Source organism: Rhodococcus sp. NPDC058521 (assembly GCF_042719695.1).
Taxonomy (GTDB): Bacteria; Actinomycetota; Actinomycetes; order Mycobacteriales; family Mycobacteriaceae; genus Rhodococcus_F.
The window spans coordinates 117,584-131,827 of the sequence record NZ_JBHXNL010000007.1; the positions used below are offsets into that span (position 1 = coordinate 117,584).

Sequence of the window (14,244 nt, forward strand, 5' to 3'; positions counted from 1 at the left end):
GTTCATTCTGTTTACCTGATATTTACAGGGATGGCCGCAAACCATCACGAACAGTAGTGGAGCCGGGCCTCGTAAGGCCCGGCTCCACTGCTGTCCGCATCCATGTCCGCGACGGTCAGCCGTGATGTGGTGGCACCTGACTGCGTAGCCATTCGTCCGGCCCACCAGCGCCGTCGGCGGAAGACTCGGCTATCCGCTCGTCCGCGGTGGTGTCGGGAAGAACATCGCCGAAGATCCGTGCGAGCTTCGCCCTGTCCACGGCCGCGCCGGAGGTGCCCAGGGGTTTGCCCGTGTGCGCGTCCTTCGCCGAGCCGTCGGAGGTCGAGATGGCTCAACCCTCCAGCCCGGACAGTTCGGAGATGACATGGCTCGCCAACAGAGTCAGCGTCGCCATGCCGTCGCGCACCGCGGCGCGCGACGACGCGAGGTTGACCACCAACGTGCTGCCCGAAACCCCGGCGAGGCCGCGCGACAGACCGGCGTCGAGCGAACCCGCCGCCAGGCCCGAGGTACGCAACGCCTCGGAGATTCCGGGGATCTCGCGGTCGAGAACCTCCGCGGTGACGTCGGGAGTGACATCGCGCGGAGCCACTCCGGTTCCGCCTACCGAGATGACGAGGTCGACGCCACCGATAACCGCGGTGTTGAGGGCGTTTCGAATCTCCACCTCGTCCGCGGCGACCGCGACGGTCGCATCGACGATGAAGCCTGCTTCGTTCAGCAGCTCGGTCACCAGGGGTCCGATCGAGTTCTCTCCGTCTCCGTGAGCGGTTCGGTCATCGACGATGACCACGAGTGCGCGACCAGCCAGCGAGGCTTCGATATCCATGCTCTCCACCGTAGTAGTCAGCTCCGGCAGCGACGCGACGTCCCCGAGAATTCCCGAGATCATCATCGGCCGCCCTGCGTCTCGGCGGTACCGAGGGTGACATCGACCGATTTCTCGGACTTGCCTCCGCCGTCTGTGTAGTTGATGGATACCTTGTCTCCCGGTGCGTGCGAGCGGATCGCCGCGATGAGCGCGTCACCGCTGTTGATCGACCGGTCGTCGACCTTGGTGATGACAGCGCCCTTCGGGATTCCGGCGCCGGCGGCGGGGCCGCCCTGCGTGACGTCCACGACCGTGGCGCCGTTCGCGTCGTCCCGCGACGGAACCTGGATACCGATGATCGCCTGCGTCGCCTTGCCCGTGTCGATCAGTTCCTGCGAGATTCGGCGGGCCTGGTCGACGGGGATCGCGAAGCCCAGCCCGATGGAACCGCTCTGCTCACCGGCTCCCGCGCCGCCCATGCTCGCGATGGCCGTGTTGATGCCGACCAGCTTCCCGTTCATGTCGACCAGAGCGCCACCGGAGTTGCCCGGGTTGATGGCCGCATCAGTCTGGAGAGCATCGATGACGGTGTTCTGGTTGCCGGACTCGCCGCTCGTGGACACCGGGCGGTCGAGTGCCGAGACGATTCCCTCGGTGACCGTTCCGGCCAGTCCGAGCGGGGATCCGATGGCAACAACCTGCTGGCCCACCTGCACGTCTGCGGACGTCCCGAGCTCGATGGGTGTGAGGTCGGTCTTGTTGTCCGCCTTGATGACGGCGAGGTCCGACACCGGATCGGCGCCGACCAGCTTGGCGCTCGCGACGGAGCCGTCCGAGAACCCCACCTCGAGGTCGCCGCCCTGAGCTGCCGCACCGGCGACATGGTTGTTGGTGAGAATGAGTCCATCGGACGACAGGATGACGCCCGACCCCTCACCGCCTTGGCCGCGCGCACTCTCGATCTCGATCTGGACGACGCTCGGCACGACCTTCGACGCGACCGCCTGCACCGATCCTTCCGGGGCGTTCGCGGCCGGGTTGGCCGGGCTCGCCGGGGCGTTGAGCGAATTGGTGACGGTTCCACCGGAGTTGCCGTTACTTCCGGCCGACCAGGCACCGACCGCCCCGCCGACACCACCGCTGACGAGGGCGAGTGCTACTGCGCCGGCGACGATGGCGCCGCGACCGGAACGCTTACGCGGGCTCGCAGCCCCGTCCCCGAGGCCTTCGTGCCCGGCGGTCGGCTGGCCGAGCTGTCCCGGCAACGGACCTGCCTGCTGCGCCCCGTGGGGGTACGCGTGCGGTTGCGGCGCACTGTAGGCATTGCCCGGGTATCCGGACGGCCCCTGCGGGTGCCCGAACTGGTTCGCACCGAACTGCTGCTCCGTGCCGAACTGCTGGGTAGGGAACTGCTGAGCTTCCGGAGCCCGGTACGGGTCGTGTCCGGCGTTCTGCGAAGGGGGATTCTGACCGGCAGGATCCTGTCCACTCCGGTCTTGGGGCGTGTTCTCGCCGTTGCGCTCGTCGGTCATCGCATCACTTTCGTCTCCGGCCACCGCACTGTCGATGGTGGCTTTCTCTCCGAGTACGAGCCTGCCGTGTCCAACTGAGAGTGCCCTGAGACCGGGCTGTCAGTTTACCCACGTATCCGGCAGCACGTACCTTCGTCTATTCCGGCTGACCCGGCAGAACGATCCTGATCAGAGCTCCGCCGCGCTCCGATACGTCGACGGCGATGGTCCCACCGTGCTTGACCACCACCTGACGCACGATCGCCAGTCCGAGTCCTGAACCAGGCATCGACCGCGAAGCCGTGGAACGGTAGAACCGTTCGAATACCAGCTCGCGATCCTCCTCCGGGATCCCCGGGCCCGCATCGTCCACGGTCAGTTCGAGCAATCCGACGCCGGCCGGGCGCATCTGCACCCGCACCAGTTCACCGGTGGGGCTCCACTTTGCCGCATTGTCGAGGACGTTGAGAACCGCCCTGGCCAATCCCGCCTGGTCCCCGTACACGTACCAGGGCACTGTGTCCGCGGTGAACTCGATCTCGTTGCGACGACGACGAGCGCGTTCCAGACACCGGTCGACCACGTCACGCAGATCCACTCGTTCGAACACCGTCTCCGGAGCATCCTCACGCGCCAGGTCCACGAGATCGCCGACAAGGGTGGACAATTCTTCGATCTGCGCGACCACATCGGCGCGCAGTTCCGCCATGTCCTCGTCCGGAATGTGCGGCGCCCCCGGCCGACCGGACGCGATCAGCAACTCCATGTTGGTACGCAACGAGGTGAGCGGGGTACGCAGTTCGTGACCCGCGTCGGCGACCAGTCGACTCTGTCGTTCCCGAGACTCACCGAGCGCCCGCAGCATGGTGTTGAAACTCTCGGTGAGGCGTGCCAGCTCGTCACGGCCAGTCACCGGAATCGGACGCAGATCGTCGGTCCTCGCCACTCGTTCCGCGGCGGCGGTGAGCCGGGCAACGGGGCGCAGACCGGTGCGGCCCACCGTCGTGCCCGCGGCCGCTGCAAGGATCACACCGCACCCCCCGACGACGAAGAGCACCCAGGCGAGACGATCGAGCACCTCACCCGTCGGAGCCAACCGCTGCGCAATGACCAGGGTGCTGCCGTCCTGCGTGCGTTGGGCGAGCACCCGCTGGTTGTCGACAGTGCGCAACGAGAGGTTGTTCTCACCCCGGGCAACCGCCAGCTCCGCCTCCCCTACCGGAACCGTGGATCCGGGCGGCGTGTACGAGTCCAGGTTGGGGAAGATCAGGGCCACGCTGATGTCGGTCGCATAGGACGTCGCTCCGGCGATGTAGCGCGGATCGAAAGTGACGAGACGACTGTCCACGAGCGCCGAGGCCCGGGTACGCAATTGATTGTCGACGTCCGCGTACAGCGCTCGCGCAACTACGGCATAGGCCGCGATCGCCATGACGGCCACCGCGATCGCGACCACGGACGCCGCCAGCAGAGTCACCCGCCAGCGCAGCGACACCGATCGGGTGAGTGGCATGGGGGGACGCATCGGCGGCGGCACGGGAGGCGCCACCGGCAGCGGTCCGGTGGTCGGCCGACCCCGCCCGTTGTCCTTCGTTCCGAATGGCACGGCCATCACGGAGGCGTCTCCCGGAGGACGTAGCCGACCCCTCGGACGGTGTGGATCAGCCTCGGCTCACCGCCGGCCTCGGTCTTTCTGCGCAGGTAGCCCACGTACACCTCGAGTGCGTTTCCGGACGTCGGGAAGTCGTATCCCCACACCTCCTCGAGGATGCGGCCGCGGGTGAGCACTCTACGTGGATTGGCCATGAGCATCTCCATCAGGGAGAACTCGGTGCGGGTCAGACTGATGGACCGGCCCGAGCGCACCACCTCACGGGTCACCGGGTCGAGCGTCAGGTCCCCGAATTCCATGGTTTCCGAGTCCTCGCCCGGGTCGGGTGCCGTCCGGCGCAACAGCGCCCGCAAGCGGGCCAGGAGCTCTTCGAGAGCGAAAGGCTTGGGTAGGTAATCGTCGGCGCCGGCATCGAGGCCGGACACTCGTTCCGACACCGAATCGCGGGCGGTGAGTACGAGAATCGGTAGGTCGTCGCCGGTACTACGGAGGCGGCGGCACACTTCGAGTCCGTCGAGTCTCGGCATCATGACGTCGAGTACGAGCGCGTCGGGTCTGGATCCGGCAACCTGCTCTAGCGCGTCGAGCCCGTCCACTGCCAGGTCCACCGTGTAACCGTTGAAGCTGAGCGAACGCCGCAAGGACTCTCGCACGGCCCGATCGTCGTCGACCACCAAGATGCGCATAGCAGACAGTTTGGCCCGAGCAACTGAGATATGTCTGAGAAGGGACGTCACTCGGTGTGGCGCGGCGACGGAAGGCTCCACTTCCGCCACAGCGACACGAGCCGCAATCCGGTGGCGAATGCCGTACCGATCACCAGAGCGAGATTGTTGCTTCCGCCCAGTTCGATCACCGTCACGGTGAGACCTGCTCCGATCAGGGCAGGCACCGCGTACAGGTCCCGCTGCAGCAGCAAGGGAGTCTCGTTGACCAGCACGTCACGCAGAACACCACCGCCGATGGCGGCCGTACCTCCGATGAGGCAGGCCGCCAGGACGCCGGAGTCGTGTTCGAGTGCGATCACCGCACCGGTGCTCGCGAACAACCCCATACCCATGGCATCGAGCGCCAGGATCTCTCTTCGCAGACGATCGAGCGCAAAGTGCACGTAGAAGACCAGAAGCGATGTCACCGACGCCGTACTGAAGTTCGCCCAACTGGCCAACGACGTCGGCGGATGGACGTCGAGCAACACGTCTCGCACGATGCCGCCGCCGATGCCGGTGAACACACCGACCATGAAAACGCCGAAGATGTCGAGCCGTTTCGACACCCCCACCAGAGCACCGGACGCCGCGAAGGCGGCGATACCTACCTATTCGAGGATGTCGAGCAGCACCCGAACAGCCTTACACGCGACGCCGACTCAGATGCGGTCGAGGTCCACCAGACCCAGACGAACTGCCTTCACGAGCCGGCGTGGCACCCGGCGAGTGACGCCGTCGGCCTTCACCTCGACGAGATCGGGTGCCTGCGCCTTCCACTGAGATCGGCGGCTGCGGGTATTGGACCGCGACATCTTCCGCTTGGGAACGGCCATTGCTACTCCCCCTTCGCTCGGCGCTTGCCGTACCGGCGTTCGAACTTCTCGACACGTCCGGCGGTGTCCATGACGCGCTGTGCGCCCGTCCAGAACGGGTGCGATTCGCTGGTCACGTCGACAACCACGAGGGGGTAGACGTTGCCGTCTTCCCACTCGACGGTGCGATCGCTCGTGAGCGTGGATCGCGTGAGAAAGCCGTTGCCGGTGGCGGCGTCCTTGAACACGACCGGGTGATAGTCGGGGTGAATGCCCTGTTTCATTGCTGTCCTTCTCTCTCGTCTTGTTCCGCGTACGGGGATTCGGTGGTCTCGCACGGGTCTTCGTGGAACTGCCCGAACGGGTCGCTCCAGGTGGACCACACCGATTCGTCGGCAAGCTCGTCGTCGGAGACGAGCGCCCACTGAAGGGTCCGGTCGATCTCGCTGGGGTCCGCGGAGTGCACGAGCACGACGATCGACGAGTGCCGGTCACCGAACCGTTCGTCCCAGCGCAGCGCGGCCATCGCCCGCCGCGCCGTGGGCACGGCCTCCTGTTCCTCCGCAGTCATGGCCGCGAGCCAGCGGTCCGCGCTCGCAACTCGCAAACCTCCGCCCGCGGACTCGAGCCACAGCGCCTCGTCCGGCTGGGTTGCAACCCACACCCGGCCACGCGAGGAAACGACGCCGTCGAGCAGTACGTCGATCGCCTCGTGCAGCCGCTGCGGATGAAAGGGCCGCTGGGCCTCGAACTCGACGATCGTCACACCGCAGTCGCTGCCGAGCGGTGGCTGTCCCCGCAACAGCGGCGAGTGGGCGTCGGCGACGGTTCCCCGGCGCGCGTCCGAGGGAACCCGCGCCAGGAGGTCCTCGATGTCGGTCCCGTCCCCCCACGCGATGGGCGCTACCGGAGCAAGTCGCGCGAGGACGGCGTGCAGCTTCGCCTGTTGCCAGCCGTCGCCTGCCGAACCCGTGACGACCAGTGCATCGGCGTGATCGACCTGTCCGACGGCGATCTGTGCGACGGTCCTGTCGTCGTCGATCGGCTCGTCGCCGGTCGCATCGTCGAGCCAGGTCGACGCATCCACGCAGGTGACGACGGCTTCCACCCGCACGTCACGAGAAGCCGGGCCGTCGATCTGCCCCACCCCGGCGACCACCACGTGTTCGATCGCCCAGCACACGGCTTCCGGCTCGAGTCGGCGGTCCAGGTGCAGCACGATGCGCTGCACCGACGAGCGGGAGTGCAGGGTGCGCAGGAGTGGCAACAGATCCTCGCGGAGCGTGCACGAGATGCAGCCGTGGGCGAGTTCGAGGATGCCGACCCGTTCACGCGCGTGGTCGTTCTCCCAGGTGGTGACGGTGCGTCGTACGACACCCTCGTTCACCAGGTCGAGATCGTGGTGAAGCACCACGGTTCCCGGGCCGAGCAGCGAACGAGCGGTGGCATCGGTGGGTCCGTTCCAGCCGGCGACCAGGATCAGTGGTGTCCGGCCGTCGAGTATCTCACTCACGAGCACCCTTTCGATAACGATTGTCATTACGTGACGAGAACGGTACATTGATCTTCTGCCGTTGTCGAAAACGATTATCACCCCCACATGTGGCGGGTCGGAAAGGGAACGCCCATGTCGGCGCACTGCCAGGTGACCGGACGCACCCCCGGATTCGGGAAGTCCGTGTCGCACTCCCACAAGCGCTCCAGCCGTCGCTGGAACCCGAACATTCAGAAGAAGACGTACCTCCTGCCCAGCGAGGGACGTCGCATCACACTGACCCTCTCGGCCAAGGGCATCAAGACCATCGACCGGGACGGAATCGAAGCCGTCGTGGCCCGCATCCGGGCACGCGGAGAGAAGGTCTGACCATGGCGAGAAACGAAATTCGCCCCATCATCAAGCTGAAGTCGACGGCAGGTACCGGGTACACCTACGTCACCCGCAAGAACCGTCGCAACGACCCCGACCGTCTGATCATGAAGAAATACGACCCCGTCGTACGACGACATGTGGACTTTCGAGAAGAGAAGTAGAGCGCACGTGGCAAAGAAATCGAAGATCGCGAAGAACGAACAGCGCAAGGTGATCGTCGCCAGGTATGCCGAACGCCGAGCGGAACTGAAGGAGATCATTCGTCGCCCCTCGAGCAGCGACGATGCGCGGGCCCAGGCTCAGGCCGCCCTGCAGCGGTTACCGCGGGACTCGAGTCCGGTAAGATTGCGCAATCGAGACGCTGCGGATGGACGTCCGCGCGGCCACCTGCGGAAATTCGGGCTTTCTCGCGTGCGTGTACGCGAGATGGCCCACCGTGGCGAGCTGCCAGGCGTCCACAAGTCGAGCTGGTAAGGATAGTCAATGGCAGTCAAGAGATCACCGTCCAAGAAGCCGCGGCCGGTCGAGGGCCGCAAGCCCAAGAAGAACCCGTTGTTCGCGGCCAAGATCGAGCACGTGGACTACAAGGACATCAACTTGCTCCGCACCTTCATCTCCGATCGCGGCAAGATCCGTAGCCGCCGCGTGACGGGGCTGACCCCGCAGCAGCAGCGCGAGGTCGCGGTCGCCGTGAAGAACGCGCGCGAGATGGCGCTCCTGCCCTTCACGAGCCGGTAGGCCACCGACCAATGTCACACAGGGTTCAGCTCACGCGAACCCGTGTGACATTGGTCAGCGAAGCGGCCGTGCAGTCCACCCGGACTGCACGGCCGTTCTGCTGTCCCGGCCCCGTTCCGCGGTCCTGAGCACTCACGTCCACACCCGCCGATATCGTGCATCCATGCGCTCCAGGGAGAAGATTCTCGACGCCACGCTCGACCTGATCGAGAAATCCGGCTTCGAAGCGGCATCGATCGCCGCCGTATCCAAAGCCGCCGGGGTCTCCCGACAGACCGTCTACTCGATATTCGGGAGTCGGGAGGAAATGGTTTCGCAGGCAATCGCGAGCATCGCCGTCTCCACGATGACCGAGCTCTACGAAAAGTTGGACCCGAACCGCAGCCCCACCGAGTACGTGACCGAGATGATTCTCCTCGGGCGAACGTCCATCCGCACGCACCCGATCCTCGCTTCACTCTTCCGCTCCGAACAGGGCAATCCGGTATTCGACGACGGGGTCGTCGACCGCACGAAAAATGTTGTGGAACAGCTCATGTCGCCTCTCACGGAACAAAACACCGCAGTCGCGGACGATCTGGACGACATCCTCGAAATCGTCACCCGACTGACACTCTCGCTCGTGTTCTTCGAGAGCGACGCCATACGAACGGACGACCGTCTTCGCCGACTGCTGCACCGAACGTTGAGCCCACTACTTCCTTGACACTTTCTGGTCAGAGTGTCAAGTTTTCTTGCGTTCGCATCGCAGGCACACACCTCAACCCGTGATCGGGGCACTCGATGACCGCATTTTCTCGACGTTCGTTCCTGGTGGGCACAGCAGCCGCCGGAGTCACCCTCGCAGCGATACCGAGGGCCCGCGCGCAGGCCGTTCCACTCGTGCGGGAAGAACACCGAGTGATCGTGATCGGGTCCGGTTTCGGCGGCGGCGTGACGGCACTTCGATTGTCCCAGGCCGGAGTCCCGGTACTCGTCCTCGAACGCGGGACCAGGTGGCCGACCGGCCCGAACTCGGAGACATTTCCGCACGCGTACAGCCCCGACAAGCGGATTCTCTGGCACAAGTCCTATCCCGAACTGTTCGGGAGACCGATGCCCTTCGAACCTTTCACCGGTCTCATCGAAGCGGTGATGGGCGACAACATCACCGCTCTGTGCGCTGCAGGGGTCGGTGGCGGTTCGTTGGTCTACCAGGGCATGACGCTCCAGCCTGCCGAGGAGGTGTTCAACACGCACCTCCCCGAGGCACTCGACTACCGCACCATGGCCGCGGTCCACTACCCCCGGGTTGCGAAGATGCTGGGACTCGCGGAAGCGCCCGACGAACTCATCGACAGTCCCCCGTACGCCGCTGCGCGCATCTTCGCCCGCAGCGTACGGGAGGCCGGTATGCCGCTGTCCAAGATTCCGATGCCGCTGGACTGGAACTACGCGCTGGCCGAACTGCGCGGCGAGATGAAGCCCTCGTACACCAACGGAGATGGCGCCCTCGGCGTCAACAACGGCGGCAAGCACTCCGTCGACGTCACTATCTCGCAGCGGCCGAGGCGACCGGCAACACCACCGTGGCACCCCTGCACGACGTCACCTCCGTCGAACGAGCCGAAGACGGACAGTGGCGTGTGTACGTCAACCGCACCGACACCAGCGGAAGGGTTCTCGAGACCAAGATCCTCACCACACCGACCCTGGTGATGGCAGCCGGAAGCATGGGAACCACCAAACTTCTCGTCCGAGCGGCCGCCACCGGCGCGATCCCGGACCTGCCCGAGAGCCTCGGCGAGGGGTGGGGAACCAATGCCGACAGGATCTACGCCTGGGCCGACCCGTCGCAGAACTTCGGCGCCGGCCAGGGCGGTCCGGTTGTCTACGGAAGCCTGCAGTGGGACGACCCGTCGTCGGCGTTCACCGTGATTCAAGCGTCGATCCCGCCCATGGGAATGGACGCGCACACCACGATGCTGGTCGGCTACGGCGTGAGCGAGGGGCGCGGGCGTCTCATGTACGACGCCAACCGCAAGGACGTGGTTCTCCAGTGGCCGAAGGACGGCGACGGTCGCATCCAGAACGGCCACATCGGTCCCGCCGTCGCGAAGATCGCCGGGCCGAGCGGAGTCCTGATCGACACCAACGCGGCTGTCCCGTCGACGTGGCACCCGCTCGGCGGCGCCTGCATGGGCTCGGTGTGCGACCTCGAGGGTCGGGTACTCGGACAGCGCGGCCTGTACGTCCTCGACGCAGAAGACGTCCGAACGATCATCTGATCGGCGGGGTCCCGGTCGAATGATTCAGCCGAGGCCGGCCATGATCGCGTACGCCGCGGACTGCAGCGACCCGATGGTGTTCGAGAGGATCACCACTGCGCGGTGATTGTCACGGTCGAGAACCATGATGCTCTGGAAGCCACCGGTGCTACCCGAGTGCAACGTGTACTGCGCACCGCCGACGTTCTCGACCTGCCACGACAGCGCACCCTGTGCACCGTTCGGCAGTGACCACCGGGGAGTCAGCGCGCCTTCACCCGGCACCGTTCCGTCCAGTAACTGTCGGGCGTACCCGGCCATGTCCTCGATTGTCGATCGGATTCCCCCGGCCGGCGCGTACCCGTCGAGGGGCCAGGGCGCCTGCTGCCGACCTAGGGCGTCGAACCCCCGAGACGCGTCGGCGGGAAGATCCGTCGCGGCGATCGGTAACCAGGTGTCGGTCATCCGCAGCGGCACGAGCATGCGCTCGCTGAGCAACGTTGCGTAGTCGGTGTCGGCCGCGACGGCGAGAGCCTGACCGAGAAGCGCGTAACCGAAGGTGGAGTACTGGTATCGACCCGGCGTCCAGAGGGGAGTCTCGCGAGCCTGTTGAATCAGCTGATCCCGGTCGAACGGAAACGGGTTGGTGGCGCTCATCCAACCCATCGCATTGGTCGCCATGTCCATTGTTACGGCGAACGGAGGAAGCCCGGATCGGTGCGCGGCGAGGTCCACGAGGGTGACCTCGCCGACCGGCGTGCCGTCCAACGGCAACAGCTCGTCCAACCGCAAGTCCTCGCGGACCTCGCCGCGCGACACTGCATCCACAAACAGCTCCGCGGTGAACGTCTTTGTCAGCGAGCCGATTTCGTACTCCGTGTCGTTCTCGGCGCCGAAGTTGGCGAACGCCGTGTGCTGGTCGTTCACCACGGCGACGCTCACACCGTGCCGGATCCCACGCTCGAGGACGGGCTGGGCCAATGCGATGACCGTGGGGTCCCCGGAGGTCGGCGGCGCCAACGCACCGGACGCGGTCGTTCCCATCACGACTGCACTCACACAGACTGCAGCAACCACGGCGATTCTTCCGAGCATCAAGCCCACCCCTCGTCGTACCGAGGCGTAGCGGCCTACGGTTTCCCAACTCATTGTCCTATGCGCACTGCCCTGAGCACCAGACGTGTGCATCCACTTCTGCGGAATCCACCGATTCCAGGTGCGCAGCGACACCGGCGTAAAATGCCCGAAGGTTGCTCGGCCGATTCACCGGGCCAGACGAGGTTCGGAAGGAATCGGTGGAGTAGTTGTCCGGCGTCATCGCGGGTTTCACCGTCATCTTCGTCATCATCGCGATCGGGTATGCACTCGGCCGATTCGCGACCCTCGGCCCGGAAGGCGAGACCGTCCTCGGCCGACTCGTCTTCTTCGTCGCGACTCCGGCGCTGCTGTTCGACACCCTCGCCACCTCCGACCTCTCGGTGATCTTCTCCGCGACATTGGCCGTCGCCTCCGCAACCGCCTTCGCGGTCGGGACGCTGTACGTGGTGATCGCCACGCTTTGGCTGAAGCGCCCGATCCCCGAACTGACCATCGGTGCACTGTCGTCGTCCTACGTGAACTCCGCCAACCTGGGCATTCCGATAGCGGTGTTCGTTCTGGGTGACGCGTCGTTCGTGGCGCCCCTCCTGCTGTTCCAGATCGTCGTGTACTCCCCCATCGCGCTGAGCATTCTGGACATCGCGGCACTGCCCGGCGGTGCTTCACGATGGGCGACGATCAGCGCTCCGTTCAAGAACCCGATCGTGGTGGCCGGCGCCGCCGGGCTTCTGCTCGCGGTCACGCACTGGACGCCACCCGAGGCACTGATGCAGCCGTTCCGCCTCGTCGGCGGAGCGTCCGTGCCCGGTGCTCTCATCGCCTTCGGACTCTCCTTGTACGGCGTGCGCGTGCTCGAGAAAGGCACGAGTCCTCGCCGAGACGTGGCCCTCGCCTCGGCACTCAAGATCGTGGTCCAGCCTGTCCTGGCCTACCTCATGGCGCACTACCTGCTGGGTCTGGACGGACACGAACTGTTCGCGATCGTGGTGGTGTCCACGCTGCCGACCGCGCAGAACGTGTTCGTGTACGCGAGCCGCTACCGGCGGGGCACCGTCCTCGCGCGCGACAGCGCTTTCGTCACCACACTGGCGTCCATCCCGGCCATCGCGATCGTGGCGGCGCTGCTCGCCTGACGGGGCGTTACGGTTGGTCATGCGCGTTTACGCCCTCGCTACGTTGATCTGCCTCGCCATCGCCGGGTGCTCGTCCGGGGCCGAGAACGAGGCCACACCCGAGCCGAGTTCCGAATCGTCGGCGCCCACCACGGTGCCCACACCCGACGTGCCGAAAACACCGGTCGAAGAGTTTCGTACGTCGTTCACGCCGAGACCGGACATCGTCCGCGCGCGGAACACCCCGGTCGAATCCTGGTCGGAGGTGAATCCGAACGCCATCGCCCTGAACTTCACCGCGGGCACTCCTGAGTGCTACGGCGTCGACCCGGTGGTCACCGAGACCGACACCACCGTGGAGGTGGCCGTGCGCACCGGAGTTCTGCCGGAGACAGCGGACAAGATGTGCGTCCTGATATCGGTGATGGGCACAGTCGAGGTGCCGCTGCAGGCGCCCGTCGGCGACCGCACGGTGGTCGGTCGCTGACACGTGGGCCGATGGTTTCTCAACGTCTGCATCGCGACCGCGCTGCTGCAGGCCGTCTACCACGCGGTCCGGGTGCTGGTGTCGTACCGGATCCTGAACCTCGGCGGTGACGCCACCTCGGTCGGTATTGTCACCGCCCTGTTCGCGCTGACTCCACTGCTTCTCGCCGTTCGGATCGGTCGGGCGGTCGACCGGCATCACACCGCGACGCTCATGCGAATCGGCGTCGCCCTCACGGCCTTCGGAACCGTCGTGATCGCATTCAGCGGCAATCTGGGAGTCGTAGCGGCCGGCAACATTCTGCTGGGCTTCGGCCAGATCCTGGTGACTCTCACGGGACAGAGTTTCGTGTCTCTCCTGTCGCCGCCCGGTGAACTCGATCGCGGTTTCGCCGGCCTTACGCTCGGTGTGTCGATCGGCCAGGCCGTGGGCATTCCGGCCGTGGGACTGATCGTCTCGCTGAGCAGCGACGCATCCGGAGTCCACACGGCGCCTGCGTTGTTCGTCATGGCGGCCGTGTCCGCCCTGGCGATTCCGTTCGCATTCGCACTGCACGATCCCGGCCCCGCCGAGCACGACGGCCCGCGTGCGGCGCCCGAATCGGTGTCGAGCATGGCCCGGACACCCGGCATGAAGGCTGCCTTGCTGAGCAGCCTCGTAGTGCTGTCCTCGATGGACCTGGTTCTCGCCTATCTCCCGGTCCTCGGAAGCGAGTTCGGGTTCAGCGTGATGACCGTGACGCTGCTTCTCACCGCACGCACCGTCGCGACGATCGCCTCGCGCGCCTTTCTGCCCCGGCTGTTGACCCGGGTGCCGCGCGAACGACTCCTCGTCTCCGCGACGCTGTGCTCCGCGGTTCCGATGGCTCTCATCCCGTTCGTTCCGCACCCGGTGCCGATCGCAGCACTGCTCGTGATCGCCGGCGCCTTCTGGGGGATCGGTCAGCCGCTCACCATGACATGGGTGGTCGGGCTCGTGGCATCGACCGACCGTGGCGCGGCCTTGTCACTTCGCCTGACGGGAAATCGACTCGGCCAGGTCGTCGTTCCGCTTGCTGCTGCCGGCGCCGCGGGCGTCGCCGGTGTCGCGTCGATCTTCGTGATCACGGGTGGCCTTCTCTGCCTGTCGGCGGCCTCCACGTGGCACGCGGTGCGAAGGCCTAGCTTCAGGAATTGAGGAAGGACAATCCGATTGGCGAGACATCAGGTGCGACTCGAGGCGGAAAGGCAACGGTCAC

18 protein-coding genes and 1 pseudogene are annotated in these 14,244 nt (G+C 65.8%); 9 read left to right on the forward strand and 10 right to left on the reverse strand.

The genetic code is table 11. The annotated features are described in order from the left end of the window. Positions 1-115: 115 nt before the first annotated feature. From ACFWO3_RS13460 to mrf, 9 genes are all read right to left on the reverse strand, one after another. On the reverse strand, positions 116-259 hold the full coding sequence (locus ACFWO3_RS13460; RefSeq protein WP_378578118.1) for a hypothetical protein: 144 nt from the start codon (positions 257-259) through the stop codon (positions 116-118). Positions 260-331: 72 nt separating this feature from the next. Next, positions 332-892: a molybdenum cofactor biosynthesis protein B gene (locus ACFWO3_RS13465; RefSeq protein ID WP_378578354.1), complete on the reverse strand. Its 561-nt coding sequence runs from the start codon at positions 890-892 to the stop codon at positions 332-334. Further along, positions 892-2,343 (reverse strand): trypsin-like peptidase domain-containing protein, encoded by a 1,452-nt coding sequence (locus tag ACFWO3_RS13470; RefSeq protein ID WP_378578120.1) that lies wholly within the window; start codon positions 2,341-2,343, stop codon positions 892-894. Before ACFWO3_RS13470 ends, ACFWO3_RS13465 begins: the two co-directional genes overlap by 1 nt. 136 nt (positions 2,344-2,479) lie before the next feature. Then, the gene (locus tag ACFWO3_RS13475; RefSeq protein ID WP_378578122.1) at positions 2,480-3,934 is read right to left on the reverse strand and encodes an ATP-binding protein; all 1,455 of its coding nucleotides are present in this window, start codon (positions 3,932-3,934) and stop codon (positions 2,480-2,482) included. After that, positions 3,934-4,620 (reverse strand): response regulator transcription factor, encoded by a 687-nt coding sequence (locus ACFWO3_RS13480; protein ID WP_378578123.1) that lies wholly within the window; start codon positions 4,618-4,620, stop codon positions 3,934-3,936. Before ACFWO3_RS13480 ends, ACFWO3_RS13475 begins: the two co-directional genes overlap by 1 nt. Before the next feature lie 47 nt (positions 4,621-4,667). Then, positions 4,668-5,246: a trimeric intracellular cation channel family protein gene (locus tag ACFWO3_RS13485; protein WP_378578357.1), complete on the reverse strand. Its 579-nt coding sequence runs from the start codon at positions 5,244-5,246 to the stop codon at positions 4,668-4,670. 57 nt (positions 5,247-5,303) lie between these two features. After that, positions 5,304-5,477, reverse strand: a complete 174-nt coding sequence (gene rpmF / locus ACFWO3_RS13490) for a 50S ribosomal protein L32 (protein ID WP_378578125.1) — start codon at positions 5,475-5,477, stop codon at positions 5,304-5,306. 2 nt (positions 5,478-5,479) lie between these two features. After that, on the reverse strand, positions 5,480-5,740 hold the full coding sequence (locus tag ACFWO3_RS13495; RefSeq protein WP_378578127.1) for a type B 50S ribosomal protein L31: 261 nt from the start codon (positions 5,738-5,740) through the stop codon (positions 5,480-5,482). Beyond that, positions 5,737-6,996 carry a ribosome hibernation factor-recruiting GTPase MRF gene (mrf, locus tag ACFWO3_RS13500; RefSeq protein ID WP_378578129.1) on the reverse strand — a complete coding sequence of 420 codons (1,260 nt, stop codon included), beginning with the start codon at positions 6,994-6,996 and terminating at the stop codon, positions 5,737-5,739. Before mrf ends, ACFWO3_RS13495 begins: the two co-directional genes overlap by 4 nt. An 87-nt stretch (positions 6,997-7,083) precedes the next feature. On the opposite strand from mrf, the gene rpmB reads away from it, so the two are divergent. From rpmB to ACFWO3_RS13530, 6 genes and pseudogenes are all read left to right on the forward strand, one after another. Beyond that, positions 7,084-7,320, forward strand: coding sequence for a 50S ribosomal protein L28 (gene rpmB / locus ACFWO3_RS13505; protein ID WP_378578360.1), 237 nt, complete (start codon positions 7,084-7,086; stop codon positions 7,318-7,320). A 2-nt stretch (positions 7,321-7,322) separates the two neighbouring features. Then, on the forward strand, positions 7,323-7,487 hold the full coding sequence (gene rpmG, locus ACFWO3_RS13510) for a 50S ribosomal protein L33 (RefSeq protein ID WP_378578131.1): 165 nt from the start codon (positions 7,323-7,325) through the stop codon (positions 7,485-7,487). 7 nt (positions 7,488-7,494) lie between these two features. Next, positions 7,495-7,800 (forward strand): 30S ribosomal protein S14, encoded by a 306-nt coding sequence (gene rpsN / locus ACFWO3_RS13515; protein WP_378578133.1) that lies wholly within the window; start codon positions 7,495-7,497, stop codon positions 7,798-7,800. Positions 7,801-7,809: 9 nt separating this feature from the next. Continuing rightward, positions 7,810-8,064, forward strand: a complete 255-nt coding sequence (gene rpsR / locus ACFWO3_RS13520; protein WP_378578135.1) for a 30S ribosomal protein S18 — start codon at positions 7,810-7,812, stop codon at positions 8,062-8,064. A 163-nt stretch (positions 8,065-8,227) separates the two neighbouring features. Further along, the gene (locus tag ACFWO3_RS13525; RefSeq protein ID WP_378578137.1) at positions 8,228-8,770 is read left to right on the forward strand and encodes a TetR/AcrR family transcriptional regulator; all 543 of its coding nucleotides are present in this window, start codon (positions 8,228-8,230) and stop codon (positions 8,768-8,770) included. A 77-nt stretch (positions 8,771-8,847) separates the two neighbouring features. After that, a pseudogene (locus ACFWO3_RS13530) lies at positions 8,848-10,304 on the forward strand (GMC oxidoreductase); the annotation flags it as partial. 51 nt (positions 10,305-10,355) lie between these two features. Here the strand turns inward: ACFWO3_RS13530 and ACFWO3_RS13535 are convergent. Then, positions 10,356-11,405, reverse strand: coding sequence for a serine hydrolase domain-containing protein (locus ACFWO3_RS13535; RefSeq protein WP_378578139.1), 1,050 nt, complete (start codon positions 11,403-11,405; stop codon positions 10,356-10,358). A gap of 209 nt (positions 11,406-11,614) precedes the next feature. Here ACFWO3_RS13535 and ACFWO3_RS13540 point away from each other — a divergent pair, with 209 nt between their 5' ends. The 3 genes from ACFWO3_RS13540 to ACFWO3_RS13550 are packed head-to-tail and all read left to right on the forward strand — an operon-like array spanning position 11,615 to position 14,183. Continuing rightward, the gene (locus tag ACFWO3_RS13540) at positions 11,615-12,541 is read left to right on the forward strand and encodes an AEC family transporter (protein ID WP_378578141.1); all 927 of its coding nucleotides are present in this window, start codon (positions 11,615-11,617) and stop codon (positions 12,539-12,541) included. A gap of 19 nt (positions 12,542-12,560) precedes the next feature. Next, positions 12,561-13,007 (forward strand): hypothetical protein, encoded by a 447-nt coding sequence (locus ACFWO3_RS13545; protein ID WP_378578144.1) that lies wholly within the window; start codon positions 12,561-12,563, stop codon positions 13,005-13,007. A gap of 3 nt (positions 13,008-13,010) precedes the next feature. Further along, positions 13,011-14,183: an MFS transporter gene (locus ACFWO3_RS13550; protein ID WP_378578146.1), complete on the forward strand. Its 1,173-nt coding sequence runs from the start codon at positions 13,011-13,013 to the stop codon at positions 14,181-14,183. Positions 14,184-14,244 lie beyond the last annotated feature (61 nt).